This window comes from Eubacterium sp. AB3007 (assembly GCF_000688015.1).
Lineage (GTDB): Bacteria > Bacillota > Clostridia > Peptostreptococcales > Anaerovoracaceae > Aminicella.
In genome coordinates this window covers 2,062,835-2,082,874 of sequence record NZ_JIAD01000001.1, presented here as the reverse complement: position 1 = coordinate 2,082,874, position 20,040 = coordinate 2,062,835, and the positions used below count along the sequence as shown (strand labels likewise).

Here is a 20,040-nt window from a genome sequence, read left to right as displayed (position 1 = left end):
CCTGCGGCAAGTGTTATACTATCAAAAAATGAAAAGATACCGATTCTCCTCAACGGTAGATCCCGTACTTGATCTTGATGCGTTCCAGTTTCCGGATGAACAGATCTCCGAACAGGAAAATGAAGACGGCGGCGGTGAGGGCATGAGAAGCATCATAGGGTACGCCACTGATGTATAGAAGGCGCAGAGTGTTCAGACTGATGGGTCTACCACCAGGCATGACGGAGGAGGTCACCATGGCGCACACGTTCATGATTCCGCCGTAAAGAATGAACACCGTAAAGAAAGTGAAGAGTGCCATGGTCACGCCGTCTACAGGGAGGCGTCTGCGCTGCAGAAGGACCCCTGCCAGAAGTCCAAGAGCGCCGAACACATACAGACGCCAACCAAAGAAGGTCTGGTCTTCGCCAGGTACGATGAGATAACTGATGTAGGCCAGAGCCGCTGCGAACAGCACGCAGAGCACCGGTCCCATGACCACCTGAAAACTCCGAGAGGCGATGCTTTCCCGAAAGGTCCGATTCCGTACCTGGGCATAGTCGATCTTGTTGAAGGCCAGTCCCGCCAGAAATCCCAGCATCCCCCAACAGAACATTTGCCAGGGCGTCCACGGGCCCTGACCCATATAGAAATTACAAACAAAACGAGCCAGCGCCCCCACCAGAAAACCTGCTTCCGGCCCCAGGGAAATGCCGGAGATGATCACCATGGCCGTCCCCGCCTGCAACGGAATGGTCAGGTGGAAGAACAGGTGGATCACCACCGTCAGGGCAGACATCATGGCGATCAGCACGATCTCTCTGGCCTTTGGCCGCCGTCGCTCGAACACCATGAAAAACGGCACCATGGTGTACACGATGATCAGCAGGCTTCCCACCATGTACAGGTTGCTGCCCAGCAGGAACGTCACCGCCAGAATGGTCAGCGGCATCAGTCCCAGGATCAGCAGCGCGGCTACATGGGTACGCTTTTGGGCGGCGGCTGCGTATTGGGTCATGTCGCTCAAATCTGTGCGTGCACGCATGCTGCCACCTCCTCCCAGGTGATGGCCTGTGGAAAGTACTCCCGGGCCATTCTATTGGCGGTGGTGGTATAGAAGCTGTTCCCACGGAAGAACGCCCGGGCTTCGCCCGCTGATACCACCTCGCCATCGAAGAACAGGGCGCAGTCGTCCCCATACTCCGCGCAGAATTCTATGTCATGGGAGACCATGAACAGAGTCTTCCCTTCCTCCGTCAGTTTTCGGAATACCTTCGCCAACGTACGTTTGAAGAAGGGATCCAGCCCCTTGGTGGGCTCGTCAAGCAGGATCACCTCTGGATCCAGCAGAAGCACCTTTCCCAGCGCCAGCCTTTGCTGCTCGCCTCCGGACAGGTCGTAGGGGTGCGCCTTTCGAAGGTGCTCGATCTCCATCGCCCGGAGCATCTCCATCACCGCGTCCACCTTCGCCTCATCGCTTCTCGGATCCCGGTACAAAGCCTCCATCAGCTCATCTTCCACACACACCTCAGTGAATAGGGCCTGCGGATTCTGGGGGAGCATGGCCAGCTTGCCCTCTACCCGGATCTTGCCCCGCTGGGGTTTGATCATCCTGCAGATGGCTTTCAGTGTGGTAGACTTGCCTACCCCGTTGCCTCCTAGAAGACAGAATAGCCTACTCTTTGGTACCTCCAGTGTCAGGCCGCGGAGCACATCCGGAGCGTGACGGTCGTACCGGAACCAGACCTCCTTCAGAGAAATAGCGGAATCGGGGCATACCGTGCGATGCCTATTCTGGTCGGCTTTGCCTGCGGCAAGCGGTTTCTTTTCGGGCATGGCTGCCTTTGCTTTGTGCGCCATGAGATCCTGTAGCCAGAGCCGTCCCTCCCGGATCGTCAGAGGACTCTCCCCCTGGCCTCCCGCGCCGTGAAAAATCTTTGTGATCGCTGGCAGCCCGTAGAACATGGGATGCCGCTCCTCCTCGGTATCACCGGCCATGAAACGGCCGATCCTCCTGGGCGCATCGCAGGCGATGATCTGCCCGTGATCCATCACCACCACCTGATCCGCCATGGGGAAGGCTTCCTCCAACCGGTGCTCGGACATCACCACTGTGGTTCCGATATCCCGGTTGATCTTGTAGATGGTCCGCAGAAACTCAGATGCCGCGATGGGATCCAGCTGGGAGGTCGGTTCATCCAGCACCAGCAGGCGTGGCTGCATGGCCATGATGGAGGCCAGGTTCAGCAACTGCTTCTGGCCGCCGGAGAGCTGGCTCACGTCCCTCCGAAACCAGGTCTGGATATCGAAATAACTGGCCATCTCCGCCACTCGGCGGCGGATGGTCTGGTTATCCAGCCCCATGCTTTCCAAGCCGAAGGCGAGCTCATGCCAGACTTTGTCTGTCACCAGCTGGTTGTCCGGGTTCTGCTGCACAAAACCGATCTCCGCCGCACTGCGACGATCGTCCAGTTCCATCACCGGATCACCCTCATAGGTGACCTCTCCGGTCCGGCGGCCGTATGGCGTCAGGTTTTTCTTCATGTGACGCAGCAGGGTGGACTTTCCACAGCCAGATCTTCCGCACACAACAACAAACGCCGCCTCCGGGATCTCCAGAGAGATCCCGTCCAGCGCCGGTTTTTCCGCAAGCGGGTAGGTGAATGTCACATCGCTAAATCGGATCGTTTCCATCGCAGCATACCTCCGAAGTCTATGAGAATGGGCAGTGCCAGCAGGAGGGTATAGGCCCCCAGCGTGACCGCCCCCATGCCATCCATGGCAGGCATGTGAACAGCCGGATAGTAGGTGATGGTGGTCTTGCCTGCTACGGCTCCCGCCAGAACAATGCCACCCAGCGCCAGCATCAACAGGAGAAGGATCCAGTCTCGTCCAGTCATTCGGTACAAATGAAAACTCGTTCTGCCCCTCAGCCCGTACCCGCGGGCTTCCATGGAATCCGCGCTTTCGATCGAGGACTCCAGCGACCAGGACACCAGGATAGATGCCTCCTTGGCAAAGACACGCATCTTATTCAGGAAACCTTTCTGATCGCTCTCTCCCAGGCAAGCCTGCCCCATGCGGATCTCTGCGAAACGTGCCTTCAAAAGAGGTACATAGCGAAAGATCATAGAGAGGGTGAGCCCCAGCACTGGCGCCGCTTTCCCAAAAATGTAGATCAGTTTGTCTGCGCTCATGATCACGTTGAAGCTGGTAAACCAGATAATCACAGAAACAAGCATGACCGCGGCTGCCAGTCCGTACAGAAGCGCCTCCAGGGTGATGGCATTGTCATTGATATAGAAAAACACCGTAACGCCATCGTGGGTAAAGAATACATTGATCACCGCCATCAGCACCAGGCTCCAAAAGGTGAACACCAGGTTCATGCGAATGATCCCCGTGCCTCGCAGCAGCACCGAATATATCCAGGCGAGACAAAAAGTCGCCGCCAGGAACCAGGGTGACATGGAAAACATGGTGATCCCGATGGCCAGGATGTAATATACCAGATTGACCCATGGGTGAAACGATGCGAAGGAGGAACTCTCCCCGATCCCGTCTCTGAACATCGGTTTCTCCTTTTCTGCGGACAAAGCCGCTAATTCTTCTTTGTGTAATCGACCACGTAGTACCAGCGCACATGGTCCCCCTGATGTAGTTCGACCTTACCGGCGCCGTACTCGGGCACCTCGCCGTTTACCTGGAACATCCAGCCACTGCGTTTCCCCGCATCGAACTCGTACAGATGGCCGATGCCCTTCACGTAGTAGCTCTGGTAGGTCGAGTCAAACTTGCTCTCCATGTGAATGTGCTTCGCCTTGCAAAGATCGGCAAGCGCATCGTACACGGTGGCCCCTTTCTCGAACTTATACGGGGTCTTGGCCAAGATCACACCATCCTTGGGGATGTAAGAAAGAAGATCCTTCTTCTTCAGTACAGATGGATCCTTGGCCAGCTGGTCGCAGGAGATCTCCACCGTGGCGCTCTTCTCTCCTATGGGAAGTGCCATCTTTCCACCGGCCAGCTTCAGCCCCAGAAGGCTTGCGGCAACCAGGCAAATGATCACCGCCAGGATCCCCCAACGGCGCATCCGCCGGCGCCTGGCTTTCTTCAATAATTCCTGATCCACGTCATATCTCCTTACTTCTCGAACAGGCTCTTACCTTCGCGGGCGGCCAGAATTCCATCCATTGCCAGGATCGCCTGTTGGGTAGCCATAAGATCTTCTTCATCTCCCTGCTTGTGGCAGAAAGCTTTCCCGGTCCAATACAGCATCAATCCATCGGTCAGGCTCTTCCCGTCCTTGATAAAATCCTCTGCCTCGGCCGGATCCTCCTTCAGACAAGCAAGGGCCATGATCACCTGCGCAGTGGTCTCACAATTGCCGTAGTCACCGTCTTTTCCCTGTTTGCTGCTGAGATAGTCTCTGGCCTTGGCGATGACCGCCTGCACTTCCTTGTCCTCCTGATAGAAGGACAAAGCCTGCACGGCCATGGCGGTGATATCCAGATCTCCGTTCTTCCCATCGAAGGAGATCCCCCCATCCTCTGCCTGAGCATCCAGGATATCATCCAGGTACTCCCGCTCATTTTTCAGATCATAACCAACATAGTTGGCAGAGATCAGCGCGTAGATCTCCGCATTAATCCCCTGAGCACAGACCTTGTCATAGTCATCTACCGGCGCCATCAGGTCGTACCCTTCCACATCTTCCGGATCCGCTCCCAGGGTCTCCACCGCTATGGATACCCGCTCATAGGCAGTGTACCGGTCCTCGCTGAGGACACCACCGGTGTTCTTCACCAGGAGCCGGACATTGTCATAGTAGTCATCATAATCCTCGTCGGTGAGAGCATCCGCGTTTGCTTTGTCGCAGCCGAAGATGAGCCAAGCCGAACTCTCCTCCGACGCATCAAGCGTTCCCACCTCATCTACGGTATAGCTGCAGGCCTTCTGCAACACATCGTTCAGATCGTCTCCATTCAGATCAGACGAGTTGCCGCACCCGGCCAGACAAAGCACAATCAGCACTGCCAATGCCCATGCGGCAGCCCGCAGGATTCTCTTACTGTGTCTCATTGTAATACCACCTTTTAATTAGATTTACCTTACCAGTATATAACATACCCACCGAAAACACAACGGAAGCAATATTATCGCTGTTTTCGGGAGAGTTTCGGAAGGTCCTCGAGAGGCGTACTACACTTTTCTAAGAAACAGGATTTTTTGTAGTAGGTTTTACTGCTCACCTGCTACAAAAACTCCGCTTCTTGCGTTTTTTGTAGCACTCACAATCTCATCTTCTGTAAATATAAGGAAAAAATGTATATTAATTGCTCGTTTATCAGGAACTTTTTCTACATTTTTCTGGGAATCACTGGATTCTGTAGAATAATGTACTACAGAATCGCCACCGCTCCATGTTTTTGTAGTAGGTCATGCTCCAAACCTACTACAAAAAACGAGCATTCGGCCATTTTGTAGCAGAACCACCGATCAGACGCGAAATCAACCGCCCCGGGACACTCGATCTCCGGGGCAGCATTCTCTTCAACAGATCAATTAACATAGATCACATGGTGACCTTGACTTTCTTACCAGCGTTCTTCTTGGTGAAGATCTTCTTGTATTTCTTCACGTACTTCTTGTTGGTCTTTTTCTTGCCCACCTGGACCTTGACGGTCTTGATAGCAGACCCTTTCAGGGCACCCTTGATCCTCTTCTTCTTCAGTTTCTTGGTTTTGACTGTAAGAGTCGTCAGATTCTTGTACTGGCTGAATGTGCCCTTCTTGATCTTCTTGACCTTCTTGTCGAGCACAAAACTGGTGACGCTGTCCGCAGATCCGCCTGCCTTCTTCACCGCTTCAGCAACTGTCTTGGCATCCACGGTCTTGGCCTTGACTGTGACGGTTGGAACTTTCTTTGGTGCCGGAGTGGATGGCTTGACCGGGGTCTTGTCTTTCTCTTCAACAGTGATCACGCATGCGGGCGCAATGGTCGGCGCATCCAAAAGCGCGGGATAGTAAGCCTCGTACTGGCTTACATAATTATTAATATACACCAAGTTATATGCGGCCTGTTCTTCTTCAGAAAGGTCACTCCAATACGAGAAATCTATTTCTTTGATTTCATCCTGCGGATACGGTCCATCTCCATAACTCTTTTCGGTATAAAGCACGAACGAATCATAAGTAGACCAATCCATTCTGCTTGCATACTTTTTGCCATCTATTTCACCAGCGGGAATCGTGTACACAGATACAGTGGCACTCTTAACTTTGCCTTTAGCGGATACGATATACGTTCCAGGCTTGTCGAAGGAAACGGTGCAGTTCCCTTCAGCGTCTGTCTTGGCACCGGTATCAACAAACTGTCCATCTTTGTAATATCCAACGGACATATCCTTGATCGGGGAGTCCTTCAAATCATCGGGCATATACGCCATCCCCAGATGTCCTTTGATCTTGAGATTGATTGCTTCACCTGTCTTCGCCTTGACTGTCCCTTCATTGTCAAACGTTGTAAACCAGTCCGAGTAAATGGAGGTATCAGAAAGAATTCCCGTTACTAGATAGTCACCGTCTGAAACTGTGTCATGCTTTACATCGTTTTTAATTCCCTGCCCATTAATATAGAACAGATAAGAACCTCCCTGTACGCCCCAGACTTTTTTTACCATGCCTGAGCCAGGATCGTATCCATCTTCGGAATTATACTCCTTGTGCATTGCAACTAGAGCCTCGTCATAAGAGAAGTCCCCGCTTGCATCCAGATCTTTGACCGTGACTTCCTTCCAAGCCATCATGCTTCCATCCTTGGCCTTTGCCAGTTCACCCGCATTACTCACAGTCATGAACACGGTGATATCAGAGGCTGCATCTGCGAATGCAAATGCTGGCATGAACACCACTGTAATCGCCAGTGAAAGCAACACAGTTGTCACTCTTTTCAGCAACATGTTCTGTTTCATCAACTTTCTCCTTTCTCTTCACACCGCTCTATCTGGCTCACCCGAGGAAAAAAAACGGTCGTAGCAAGACTGCTACGACCGTTAATTCTCGTATCCCCAACCACACTCCAAACAAGTGTGCATTATCTCTCATCATAGGTCTTCTGGCTTACACAGCTGTAGTATGACATCTAGCACCTGCCCTGGTTTTGTGCACGTGCTTACGCCATTACTTCCACACCGTCCCTCGCCTTCTCAGATTCCCCCAATGACCGGCTTTCGCCATGAAGGACGACTCCTGTGCTCACAGCACCGTTGTATGCCCGGGAATCCCACCCGGTTCCCTCACCCCTGCCGCCATACGCCGCAGAGTCATGATAGAGCATTATTAAACTATAGGTTCATTATAATCTCTGTCGCAGTCGATTGCAAGTACTCTCCCCAAAAACGTCCAGGAATACATCCATTATCGATTATGTTTCTCAGGGGGAAAAATGAGACTGCTGCTCTGAAGCAGCAGTCTCGCACATGGATAACTCATATGTGTCCGATCACATCGTGACCATCACTTTCTTTCCGGCTTTCTTCTTGGTGAAGATCTTCTTATATTTCTTTACATACTTCTTGTTGACCTTCTTCTTGCCGATCTGAACCTTGACGGTCTTGATAGCAGACCCTTTCAGGGCACCCTTGATCCTCTTCTTCTTCAGTTTCTTGGTTTTGACTGTAAGAGTCGTCAGATTCTTGTACTGGCTGAATGTGCCCTTCTTGATCTTCTTAACCTTCTTACCGAGGACGATTGTCTTAATAGAAGCACTATCTCCCTTCGCCTTCTTCACGGCGTTGGCAACGACCTTCTTGTTTACGGTCTTGACATTGACCGTGATGGTGCTGATCTTCTTGACAGCTGGAACAGACGATTTCGCTGGTTTCTTATCTGCCGGGAGCACGGTAACCTTGCAGTGTGGGAGCACGATCGGAACAGGAACATCCTCAACTTGCTTCGGATTCTGCCAGTCGGTGTAATCCGTGTACGCTCCATTCACCATGCCGGAGGCTGTCACATCATAGGTGCCCGCTTTCTTGAACACCAGTTTCACCTTGCCGTCCTTGCTCATATTGGAGCCTTTGATAGCAGTCAGATTCCCGTCCTTGTCATACTGAGAGGCCAGGACTTCTTCCCCATCGTACTTCTTGACAGCACCGAGCGGGTGCGACCAACCGATCCCTTCGATCTGAAGCCAGAACGCCTCTCCCTCTTTCACGGTCTTCTTTGTCTCAGTGAAGTGCGTGTAGAGATCCGAGTAGTTCGTCTCGTCGAGGTATTTGTACAGAGCCACCTGATCACCATCATCCAATGCAGTCGCAAAAGCACCGCCGGTCATGGTCAGATCCTCATTGATCAGGTAGGAGATGTTAAGTGTAGAAACCTTGAACAGCTTACCGAAGTATCCGGAATTGCTGATCTCGATATAGTCCTTGACATCTTCTTTCGTGAAGGCACCGCCGTATTTCATCTCGTGGATAGTGTAGACCACATCCGCAAAGGTGACCTTCCCTGCATTTCCGGCATCGATATCTCTGGTCTCGCCGTATTTCTCCGCGGCGTTACTCCAGACTACGATTTCCTGCGGCACAAAGTCGAACTTGTTCGCTTTCTCAAAATTACTTACACTGACCTGAATCTCCTCGCTGATGGGGTTCTGCGCCAGCTTTGCTTCATTGACAGCCTTCTCCAGTTCTGCGGCGGCCTGTTTCTTTGCCTTGTCAGTAGCCTCACTGTTATCAAGTACTGCCTTCGCATCCGTGATCGCCTGCTGCAGCTTTTCCTTTGTTCCGGCCGGATACTCTCCCTCGCCTTCTCCTTCAACCATGTCTTCGATCATTTTGCTTGCGTCATTGATCACCTCGCTAAGGATCTCAGCATTGGACTTGGAGCCCTTCACGGTCAGATCGACAGATGCCTTCTGGCGATAGAGTTTAGCGAACAAAGCACTCTTTTCCGGATCATCTTTATATTTCTTGTAATATTTTCCGAAGATCTTGTGGGTCAGATAACTCTCTATCGTGACATCCGTATCACGCTCTGGCGTCGTTAGCAATCTCGGGAATCCGCTCTGGATCACAGAGGTATTGCTGGAATGGAACCTGGTATACGCTTCGTCGTTGCTTCCATCCGGATCTTCCACATAGGTGTCGGCAGATACGCCGGTACCAGTCGTATTCTTGGATTCGTAGGCAAAGACCGCATTACCGTCTTCGTCCAGATTCACCTCCTGGAAGTCATGCAGATCCTTGGTGATCTCGTCTTTGTCCGTGTTCTCACCCTTGATACCATCCCAGTAGGCTTCCACGGCTTTGGTCATTAGCGCATTGGCCTGATCCAGTTCCTCCTGCTCCAGCGGAAGGACGTTCACCGTTGCGAGATCTTTCTCCACGAACAGGTTCGGATTGTCCTTGGAGACCATTCTGACCTTCAGGGTGGTGGACTTCGCCGCTTCACCAGGAAGCGGGCGGTAAACGTTACCCCGATATCCGTCCACCTTGATCAGGTCCTCATCCCCAGAAGAGTAGACAAATCTATACTTGTTATAGTCTTTCACGCCGGTATTCTTCGGCGTCGGCATCTGGATGTCGTTGACAACAGCATCGGTATCCAGCTTCTTGTTCGTAATGCTGTCCTTCAGCTTGGCTGCTGTCAACGGCTCCAAGCTCTCGTTCATTTCCGCCAGGGCTTCCTCAACGTTGATCGCAGGCACCTTGATTTGGAACGTCGTCTTCAGCGCATCGATTGCCTTTGTCTCTGCAGCAGTACCGCTGTTTGTCTTCTTGTAATCGACGGTCGCCGTAAGCGTAACCTGATGATCGATGATATCCGGTGCGACGGATGCCACGTAGTCTCCGTAGATAACATCGGAACCGTTCTTGATCGCGATTACGGCAGGATCGCTGGAATTCCATTTGATTTCTGCCAGCAGGTTACCACCGCTCTGACCGCCCAGATATCTGGTCAGCGTCAGTTCCTTGGTGACGTCGTTCTGCTCGCCGTTCTCCCCCTTGATCATGTCCCAGGTGATTTTGTCCAGAATCTCCTTCTGCAGGGTTTCGGCCAGCTTGTCCGCATCCCAATAGATATTGACCACCTTGGAGAGTTCCCTGGTGCTGGACCCTTTCGAGAGGATGAACGAAACGTCATACTGCGCGTAACTTCCCTTTCCCATAGCGGACAAAGTCATGGGATCATCGTAGAAGTAAGTGATATCCCCATTCTCTGCGATCGCCGCATCTCCGTTTGCCGGATAACTGTGTCTTTCGGCAGATTTCATGGATACATCGATTCCCTCATAGCCCTTTGACGCAATGTCCTTTTTCAGGTACTCTGCGATATTGGTGTCTCTTCCGTAAACAGGAGCGAGCACGCCCAGATCGTACCTCTTTGCGGCGTCCTCGAGCATTTTCTCATCGCTCTGAGCTTCCTGCGAGTAGATCGTGCATGTGAAATCCTTTGTCTCGGAAACTTCCCCTGCTGCGATCGTCGCGGTCAGCTTCACTTCTTTCTTGCCGCTTTCGGGAAGCTGTTTGACCGTTCCATCATTTCCGATGAAGGTCTCGTCCCCTGATTTCCAAGAGATCTCAGCGCCGTTTTCACCCTTTGTGGCCAGTGTGATCGCGCCTGTCTCTGTGATCATTTGGATATTCTCGACGGTCAGGGCATCTTTGTCCAGACTCACCTTCAGCGCATCGGAAAGTTCAGCGATCTCAATCTCGTCGGAGGTCGCATAGGAATCATCTGCGCCGTATACTGTCACGGAGTACTTCTTTCCAAGGCTGGCCTTCTCATCCGGCACCACGAACTTCGCCCCGATGGCACCGCTGATATCCTCGCCGTTCTCCATCCACTGGTACTTCACGCTTGTGGGTTCCTCGCCGCCTTCACCGTTTGCAGTTGCGATCAGTGTCGCACCGGTCTTGGGTTCACCACTGATGTCCACGGAGATGACAGGAACTTCCTGCACAGGTGTCTTATTCTGCCAGGCAAGGATCGGATAACCGCCGTTGATGTTGTCGCTATCCTTCACAAAGGCTTCTCCCAGAAGAGATACAAACTCCGCGCTTTTCATCTCATCGGCGATTTTGCTTACGACACCTTCCGGCGTTGCCCCTACTACTGCCTGCTCTGCAGCGGTGTCAAGAACATAGCAGTTGGTGATCGTGCCATTGTTGGATTTGTTACCAAGCAACGATCCCGGCTTATTCGATGAAGCGACCGAGCATGTTCCGACATTATAACAGTTCTTCAAATTGTCAGTCGGCCCCGATTTTGTGGTCTGCCCAATGATCCCACCTACCAGGTTGGAATACTGGCCTGTGCCTGTGATGGGTGCGTTGTTATATGAATTATGTACATCTGTCTTCCCACCGGAAACATTACCCACAATGCCCCCGATCTGGTTGTTTGTTCCGGTTATCTCTCCCATGTTGACACAACCTTCGATGGACACCTTGGTATTGTTTCCGCTGACATATGCGAGGATGCCTCCGACGCGGTTACCGCCTCCGGTCACTTTGCCGTGGTTGATGCACTCTCTGATGGATACACCATTCATTGCCCAACCAACCAATCCTGCTACGTTTCCGGCTTTTCCGTCGATGTCCGCCTGATTGATGCACGTTTCGATGACCACATCATCTCCTGTAGCCTTGCCTGCGATTGCGCCGACATAGTTTTTCGTCCCAGACACCTTCCCTGCTGTCGTGACTGACTTGACCGTAGCACCGGCGGCAAGGTCCTTGAATAATCCGACATTCGCTGTCGTTCCTTCAATATTCAGCATCACCGTGTGTCCGTTTCCGTCAAACGTTCCACTGAAAGCATTGGCGTACGGGGCTTCTACGGTAATATCACTGTCCAGCACATAATTACCGTCTGCCTCCATCGCCGCAAACTCCTCCGCACTACTGATCTTGACTGCCTCGCCACCATCGGCTCCGCCCTGCCCCCCTGCGGCAAACGCCATCGACGGCATGAACGTCACGACCATCAGCACGGAAAGAAGCAGTGTGGCCAACTTGTTCCATGTTTTTCGTTTCATAACACTTTCTCCTATGATTATTAAATCTGTAAGTCTGCGTGCCACTTAGCCTCCTTTCTCGTTGTTGCACGCTTTGTATAAAAAAACGGCCACCTCTGGAGCAGCCGTCATCTCATAGGATCACATTCACGCAAATGAAAAGAAAAGTGCGGTCTGGCAGGCTCATACGCCGCTGTAACGTATGCTCCCTGATACCAAGACTTACCCTTTCGGTCGATGCCCAACTACTTCAGAGTATTCACATCCGGGCAGTGACTCGTCTCCCGACTTCTGCGAACCTCTTGTCCACATCTTACGGTTGCTGAATCAGCGCGGGATTCTCACCCGCTTCCGTTAGTCACTCCCAATATCACTTTTTACTTATATTTATTCTATCACCTCCCTCCCTCTTTTTCAAGCCTTAGATCGAGAATCAATTCCTCATGTTGCCGAAAACTGTCTGCCGCCTGGCACGCCTACAGATATTGACACTACATGCGATATTCGATATCCTAAAGTTGCAGAAAGGAGGATCTTATGACGCAGTTTGACAGGCAGCGCCTGAAGAAGGCCACGGTGCTTCTTGTGGTGATGATGGCTTTGTGCCTGCTCGGGATTCGTGAGGTATTCGCCGACACAGATCTGACCGGCATCCGCCTGATGGGCCTGGACAAAGCCTCTGCCCGCTTTGCGAACGTGAACGGCTCGGTCACAGTCGCCGTGATCGACAGTGGCATCGACAAAGAACACGACTGGTTTCAGGGTAGGATAGACCTGGCTCATTCGGTGAATCTTACAGAGGATCGAACCGGCAGCGATTACAGCGATGACTCCGGCCATGGAACACATGTTGCCGGCATCATCGCCAAGGGCACTCCCCCACAGGTGAAGATCATGGCGATTCGTATCATGCAGAAGGGAAGCAGCGAGGAAGACGTCGCCTCCGCTGCGGATCTGATCGCAGCCATCAATTATGCCGCGGAGCACGGGGCGGATGTGATCAACATGAGCCTCGGCTATGACACCGATCAGTTGAAATACGATCTGGGTGGGAGCTACGCCCCCTTGGACGATGCACTCCAAAACGCATTGGACAAAGGCTGCGTTATACTGGTCGCCTCCGGAAACGAAGGGACCGACATTGCCCGTAACTACCTGGCAGCCACCTCCCGCACCATATCCATAGGGGCCATCGGCGACGACCCCTATACGGGAGAGTACACGGCCCTTTCCATTTCCAATTTCGGCGAGGCACTGGATTTCACCGCACCCGGCTATTACATCGAGAGCGCTGTTCCCGGCAATACCACCAAAATGAAGACCGGCACCTCCATGGCCTGTCCACACGCAGCGGCTGCCGCTGCGATCCTCAAGCTCATGCACCCGGATTACAGGCAGGCGGATGTATATCGGGAGTTCCAACGCCTTGCCGTAGATATGGCTCCCACCGGCCGGGATCCGAAAACTGGCTATGGATACGTGGATCTCTCCAACTATGATGGTCTCGATCCCTCCGAACACGGTAGCGCAGGAGAATCCACCGGCAGGAACGATCCTCCCAAGATGCCAGGCAAAGCCGCCACTCGGAGCACGAGCACAAAACAGACAGTCCTTCCTGCTCCCAGCAAGGTCAACCTGCAGAAACTGAAAAAGAAAAAGAAAAAGATCCAGGTGCGCTGGAAACCTCTGAAGAACGTCTCCGGCTACCAGATCCGCTACCGGTATCCCGGGCAGAGATCCTATCAATATCTGAACATCTCCCGTTCCACCGCCAGCAAGACGTATCTGCGGCATCTGAAGTCCAAAAAGAAATACAGCGTCCAGATCCGTGCCTACCGAAAGTCAAAAGGCAGCATTCGATACGGCAGCTGGAGCAGGACGCTGCGCAAGAAGGTCTGAGTTCTCAGAAAAACAGGAGCATGCCGTCTCGGCAATGCTCCTGTTTTGGTCTTTATTTCACACGCACGGTCTTGGAAACTGTCCATTTTCCGTACAGGATCTGACCGTTCACCTTCTTGTAAGGTCTGACGCGGAAGGTATACCTGGATCTCTTTTTCAGTTTTCCGGTCTTGACCTTCTTGCTCTTGGTCACCTTCAGCAGCTTGTAAGCAGAGTCACCGCTGCGTTTGAACTGGACCTGATAGCCCTGTGCACCCTTGACTTTCTTCCATTTGACCTTGATCTTCCTGGACTTCGACTTGACCTTCACCTTCTTGACCTTCAGGTTCAGCGCCTTCTTCGTCTGTTTTTCGATCTTTTTCTTTTCTGCCGCGGCCTTTTCTTTGACGAGTTTGTCTACTTCTTTCTGAAGATCGGCAAATGCCTTGTCGGAGGCTGCCTTGTCAGCCAGTTCTTTCTCGGCCTTCTCTGCTGCCGCCCTGTCGGCCGCTGCTTTCTCTTCGATGAGTTTTCCGACCGAATCAAATCCTTTCTGTGCGGCCTCGTTGATCTCCTCTGGACTCTCGGCTTCCAGGATCTTGTTGACCGCCTTCAGAACGGCTACCTCTGCCTTATCCGGATCCACAGCCTCCATATTCTGTCCGACATAATCCTCCAGGTCAGCGATGGCCTGCTCCTTCATTTCCTGAAGATCAGCGTCCTGTGCGGCTTTGTCCAGGATCGCCTGGTCCTGCGCTGCCTTTGCCTCTGCCTTGGCAGTGTTTGCCTGCTCCAAACTCTGCTTCGCCTGGCTCTGCACAGATTTGGCCTCCTCGAGAAGTGCCCGCGCACTGGCTTCTGTTGTCGCATCGCCTTCCTCTTCGGCCACCTTCACTGCCTCTTCATACGCAGCAACCGCATCCTCTGCAGCCTGTGCAAACGCTTCTGCCTTCGCCGCTGCATTCTCTGCATCCTTCATGGCCTTACGGGCTGCACTCACTGCGTTGCGTCCCGGTACCTGGGCGGCCTCCGCGGCTGCCTCTGCACTCGTCGCCGCCTCCGCATTCGCCTGCTCCAGTTCCTGTCCAGCCGCATTGGCTCTGTTCAAAGCCTCATCTGCTTCTGTCTTCGCCTTGACGACCTTGAGGGCGGAACGGACTTCCTCGAGTTTCTCCGTCTGAGCCTTTGTGATCAGCTGCGCCTTAAGTTCATCCAATCCGTCATAGTTCTTTGCTGCTTCCTCGATCGCCTTCTCGTTCTCCATGGAGACATCTGCCGCTGCCGGAAGTGCCTCGATCGCCTTGCGCAAATCCTTCACATCGCTGACATCCAGAGCATCCTCTTCCAGGCGATAGTCATCGGTGTAGTGGAACACCAGCTCATCTCCATCTTCCAGATACTTCTCCGGAAGCATCAGCTGCGGATGTACCCCATTGCAGGTGTACATCCAACCGGAGAACGTGCCGTTGGAGAATTCCCTCAGGGTTTCCCCATCCGGCTTGGTGAGGCCAGCAACGTAGTCGCCGGATACCTTCGCCTTGTAACCATTCGCCTTCAGTACAGACTGAAGGACATCCATGGCGGTATCGTTGACATTGACCTGATAAGTCTTCTTCTCGATCCATGTCTGGAGATCTCCCATTTTGTTGGTATGGATCTCTCCTTTGTCACCGTGTCTGTCATCGCCGAGTACCACCAGGCTCACCTCGATGGGTTCCCCATCATCCTTCTTCAGCACCTTCACGCTGAATCTGGCTGTAGCAGCCCCATAGGTCGCCTCGATCGTCTGTGCAGCCTGCTTTTCCTTTTCGAATCCACGGAAACTGATCTCCGAAGCCTTCGGCGAAGTCACTCTGCCATCTGTCCAGGTGGCGGTGAACTCCATTCCATCTGTCTGGAAGTCTTCTCCGATGATGTACTCCGTCTTGAAATCTCCGGAGATCTCCAGTTTGTAGCACACCGGTTCCTTGCTGATGCATGGTTTCCCATCCTGTCCGGTGACCCAGTTGTGCATACCGGTGTCCGCATCGTTAAGGGTGGACAGGAATGCCGCAGAGTTCAGTGTTTCTGCATCCTGGCAGGCCGCCAGTCTGGGAGCATCTGCGCCAAAGGGATCGTCTGTCCGGTTCAGCCCCTGCTTCCAGTCACAGCCCGACACGGAAGGTAGCCCTGCCACGCTGTACTCTGTGTTGAAGTAGGTGGTACCACTGTCTGTCTCATGTTTTGCGTTGGTGTCCACGAACTCCGCACCACCGATTCCCACGGCAGCCCCGCAGTCCGCAGCAAAATGATTGTTCCCGAAGTTGGTGTACTTGTTGAGAGAGCGATAGTATCCGACGATGCCACCGATGTATCTGGCCGAAGATGCCGCCGTGATCTTGCCGGTGAACAGGTTGTTCTCGATGTATCCGATCCCGTTGCCCCAGCACTGCGCCACCGTATCCTCAGCTCCCATGATGCCGCCTACGTAGTCCTTACCCTCGACGGTTCCGTCACTGTGGCAATTGCGGATCTCCACACAAAGCGCGTTGGGCGCGCTCTTTCTCTCATACCCGGATCCCAGGATGCCGCCGGCAAACCGTCCGGTAGCATGCACTTGTCCGTGGAACGAGGAGTTGATCACATGCAGGATTCCCATGGCCACATCCTGGCAGCCTGCGATTCCGCCGACTCTCTCTTCGCCGTATACCTCTGCCTCACTGGTGCAGTTGATCACAGTCCCGCAAACCTTTCCGACCAGGGAGCCGATCTTGCTCTCATCATGGTTGTAACCGATCTCAACGCCCTTCTCCACCTTGCAGTTGACGATCTGCACCGGGTTCATGCTAGACGCGTCCTGGCTTCCCTTGTCGTTGTCACCGATCAAGCCGGACTCTCTGGTCTTGGTCCCCGCTTTCAGCGTCACGTTGCGGATCGTGACCAGATATTTAGCATCGGTTCCAAACTCCGACTGACTGGTGCCGGTTTCGTAATCTCTCTCATAGTGATCGACCAGACCGGTGCCATCGATCTTCTGTCCGTAGATATTCAGGTTTTCGATCAGTGCCCCACGCACAAAGCCGAATAGCGGCTTTCCGTTCTCCGGCACCGTGATCGTCTTCCCGTTACCATCGAAGTTTCCGCTGAAGGGGTTGACGTTCTTACCCTGCGCGCTGGAGGTCTGTCCGTCCTTCAATGTCCCGATGGATTCCCAGTTGGCAGGAAGTGTCACGTCTTCTTCCATCCTGATATAGACGCCGGCCAGGGAGTTCCCCTCCTTGACGACGGTATAGAGCTTGGTCAGATCTTCCGGTGTCTTCACCAGGAACGGCTCTTCCTCAGAGCCCTTTCCGTCCAGGTCCACCCTGATAGTCACAGAGACCACATCGGAAACAGTGCGCTCCGCAGTATATCCGTTCACCATTCTGGTGATTACGCAATAGTAGTACTCCGTGCCGATCTTGTCGGTGGAGGGGATGCAGGAGGAACCATTCTCGATCGGTGTTCCTTCCACAGTACTACCGCCTTCTGCCTTGCCGGAAGTATTCCTGTACCAGGTATAGAAGAACTGCTCTCCTGCTTCCTGGGTCGGTTTGACAGTGACCTGAAGCGGCTCTGCCTCTGCCCCCTTCTCGTAAACAGCATCCGCAGGCTGCGAGTCGATCACCGCCTTCGCAAGCTCCGTGTTTACGCCTTTATAATCTGTAATCACAGTACCGTAGGCTGGTTTGCAGTTCAACTTGGCCCATTCCTCTGCGGTCCCCTTGTAGTAAATGCTCTTAAGCGCTTTGTCCCCATTGAACGCGGTGGAGGGAATGCTGGTCAGAGACGCCGGCAGGGTCACCTCGTTCAGGTTGGTGTTGTTGGCCAGCGCGGTCGCTCCAATGGTCTCGCAGCCATCCGGAATCGTGATCTCGGAGACACAGGTACCGGAAAAAGCCTGGCTGCTGATGTCCGTCAGGGTCTTGGGGAGACTGATGTCCGCCAACTTATGGCAGTTGAAAAACATAGCGCTTGGAAGCTTTGTCAGCCCTTCTCCGATCTTTGCTGATGTTAACTTCTCACAGAGAGTAAACGCGTTGGTACCCACAGATGTCACGCTGTCCGGAATGTCCACCTCTCTCAGGCCTGTGGCACGGAACCCGCTGGCTCCGATGGTCTCCAGTGTAGAAGGTAACGTCACACTGCGAAGGCCGTCCGCATAGTAGAAAGCACTTTCGCCAATGCTCTTGAAACCCTCCGGGAACACGATCTCCGTCAGCGCATGTGTGTACCCGGCTACTCTGGAACCGGTCTCCACCACCGTATCCGGAAGCACCAGTTTACCAGCGTAACTGGCCGGAATATAGAGCAGCTTTGTCAGCGCCTTGTCGTAGAGGACGCCATCCTCCACAGCAAGGTGCGCATCCTCGCTGACATGGATCCGCTGGATGGAATCTGCCTGTTCCATCGTTATAGGGTTGAACTCCTCCAGGGAATCCGGCAGATAGAGGTCGGTCAACCGATTACAGTTCTTGAACGCCGTTGTGGCACTCTTTGTTTCAGTGTTGAACTTGGTCATTCCCTCGGCCAGTCTGACCGTTGTCAGGTTCTCGCAATTTTCAAAGGATCCTCCCATGACGGTGGTCACAGTACTGGGGATCGTGATCTCCTCCAGAGAGGTGCAGTTCTGGAACGCGTTCTGGCCAATCGAAGTGAGCCCTTTCGGTAGGTCGATATGTCTCAGACCGGTACATCCGCTGAAGGTGAGTCTCTCGATGGAGGTCACGCCTGCAGGCACGTTGATCTCCTCCAGGCTCTCACAGCCCGTAAACGCTCCCACCATAGAAGCGCCAGATCCGCCTGTTTTGAACGCAGTCAGTCCTTCCGGCAGGGTGGCCTTCTTCAGAGATGTACATCCAGCAAAGGTGCCCGCCAGTTCTTTAACCTTTTCAGGGACAGTCACCTCTTTAAGCGCAGCGCACTGCTGGAACGCCATTGCACCGATGGTGGTCACAGAATCCGGTATATCGATCGTTTTCAGAGCGGAACATCCCTTGAAGCTGCTGGCACCGATGGTGGTGAGCCCTTCCGGAAGCACCACGCTCTCTAGTGCACTGCAGTTCAGGAACATGCTGGAATTGGTCGCCGTTCCCAGCGTCTTGATCCCATCTGGGATGGTCATGGACTTCAGTTTGGCACAGCCGCTGAAGACGGTATTTCCCAGCGTCTTCAGGTTCTCTGGGAGAGCCAGTGTCTCCATACCAGAACAACCGACAAAGGCGTTGTTACCGATGGAGGTAACGGTGGCCGGAATCTCCAGACTGGTGAGCGATGTGCAGTTCTGGAACACATTGGTTCCGATCGAGTCTAGTCCCGCAGGCAGTGTCACACTGGACAGGGCTTTGTCCCCGGCAAACGCATTGTTGCTCAGAATTGTCACTCCGTCAGGAACCTCTGCGGTCTTCAGTTTCTCCATGTTCTGGAACGCACCGATCCCAACGGACGTGACCGATACCGGGATGTCCAGTTGTTCAACTTTCTTGAGTCCTCTGAATGCATAGTCACCGATAGAATCTAGCCCTTCCGGAAGGGTCAGTGCCGTGATCTCTCCGCGTCCATCCAGGCCGTTCGCATCGATCTTCTTCAGTGTTGCCGGCAGCACCACTGTCCCGGAGACGCTCTTGGCAGACAGCAGAAGACGTGTCTGGTTCTCTCCATAGAGAATGTTGTTCTCCGCAGAGAAGGTACCGCCCTCTTCCACCCTGATGCTCTCGATGTTGTTGCTGGACTGGAAGACGTTGGTCCCCCACTTCGCCAGCGTGGATGGAAACTCCAAAGTCTTCAGGTTGGTCATACCGTTAAAGGCACTGTTCGGCGCATTTGTTACGCCTTCTTCCAACACCAGTTTCTTTACTTTGGTGCGGTCTTTGTACCAAGGGTAAGCACTGGCCTTGGCTTGCTCCTTGATAGCACCATTCCCACTGATGGTCATGTTACCGGCCGCATCGATCTGGAAACTCACGGTTCCTGCCGTGTCTCCGCAATCTCCGCTGGTCGCCGCCCATGACGACTCTCCCGCCAGCACAAAGCACGCTGCCAAAACAATGATCGCTGCCAGCATGACTGTACATGGCTTACGTAACAACCGCTTCATACATACCTCCTTAATAATACAGTGTTTTCCTTGTGTCCAGGGGC

At 53.3% G+C, this 20,040-nt stretch carries 9 protein-coding genes and 2 riboswitches; of the genes, 1 reads left to right on the top strand and 8 read right to left on the bottom strand.

Annotated features, from left to right (window positions below):
• Positions 1 to 49: 49 nt before the first annotated feature.
• From P156_RS0109880 to P156_RS12385, 7 genes are all read right to left on the bottom strand, one after another.
• Positions 50 to 1,024 (bottom strand): ECF transporter S component, encoded by a 975-nt coding sequence (locus P156_RS0109880; RefSeq protein ID WP_051600892.1) that lies wholly within the window; start codon positions 1,022 to 1,024, stop codon positions 50 to 52.
• Positions 1,003 to 2,673: an ABC transporter ATP-binding protein gene (locus P156_RS0109875; RefSeq protein ID WP_027869969.1), complete on the bottom strand. Its 1,671-nt coding sequence runs from the start codon at positions 2,671 to 2,673 to the stop codon at positions 1,003 to 1,005. Before P156_RS0109875 ends, P156_RS0109880 begins: the two co-directional genes overlap by 22 nt.
• The gene (locus P156_RS0109870) at positions 2,646 to 3,551 is read right to left on the bottom strand and encodes an energy-coupling factor transporter transmembrane component T (protein ID WP_027869968.1); all 906 of its coding nucleotides are present in this window, start codon (positions 3,549 to 3,551) and stop codon (positions 2,646 to 2,648) included. Before P156_RS0109870 ends, P156_RS0109875 begins: the two co-directional genes overlap by 28 nt.
• Before the next feature lie 29 nt (positions 3,552 to 3,580).
• Positions 3,581 to 4,111, bottom strand: coding sequence for a DUF4430 domain-containing protein (locus tag P156_RS12390; protein ID WP_051600891.1), 531 nt, complete (start codon positions 4,109 to 4,111; stop codon positions 3,581 to 3,583).
• An 11-nt stretch (positions 4,112 to 4,122) separates the two neighbouring features.
• On the bottom strand, positions 4,123 to 5,061 hold the full coding sequence (locus tag P156_RS0109860) for a hypothetical protein (RefSeq protein ID WP_027869967.1): 939 nt from the start codon (positions 5,059 to 5,061) through the stop codon (positions 4,123 to 4,125).
• 493 nt (positions 5,062 to 5,554) lie between these two features.
• On the bottom strand, positions 5,555 to 6,952 hold the full coding sequence (locus tag P156_RS0109855; protein ID WP_027869966.1) for a hypothetical protein: 1,398 nt from the start codon (positions 6,950 to 6,952) through the stop codon (positions 5,555 to 5,557).
• A gap of 115 nt (positions 6,953 to 7,067) precedes the next feature.
• Positions 7,068 to 7,326: riboswitch (cobalamin riboswitch) on the bottom strand.
• Between the two features lie 156 nt (positions 7,327 to 7,482).
• The gene (locus P156_RS12385) at positions 7,483 to 12,024 is read right to left on the bottom strand and encodes an immunoglobulin-like domain-containing protein (protein ID WP_034802524.1); all 4,542 of its coding nucleotides are present in this window, start codon (positions 12,022 to 12,024) and stop codon (positions 7,483 to 7,485) included.
• A gap of 235 nt (positions 12,025 to 12,259) precedes the next feature.
• A riboswitch (cobalamin riboswitch) is annotated at positions 12,260 to 12,393 on the bottom strand.
• 147 nt (positions 12,394 to 12,540) lie between these two features.
• Between P156_RS12385 and P156_RS0109845 the strand changes: the two genes are divergently transcribed.
• The gene (locus tag P156_RS0109845) at positions 12,541 to 13,902 is read left to right on the top strand and encodes a S8 family serine peptidase (RefSeq protein WP_027869965.1); all 1,362 of its coding nucleotides are present in this window, start codon (positions 12,541 to 12,543) and stop codon (positions 13,900 to 13,902) included.
• 52 nt (positions 13,903 to 13,954) lie between these two features.
• Here the strand turns inward: P156_RS0109845 and P156_RS12380 are convergent, their stop codons facing one another.
• A complete protein-coding gene (locus P156_RS12380) occupies positions 13,955 to 19,996 on the bottom strand; it encodes a leucine-rich repeat protein (protein WP_034802521.1) in 6,042 nt (2,013 codons plus the stop codon).
• Positions 19,997 to 20,040 lie beyond the last annotated feature (44 nt).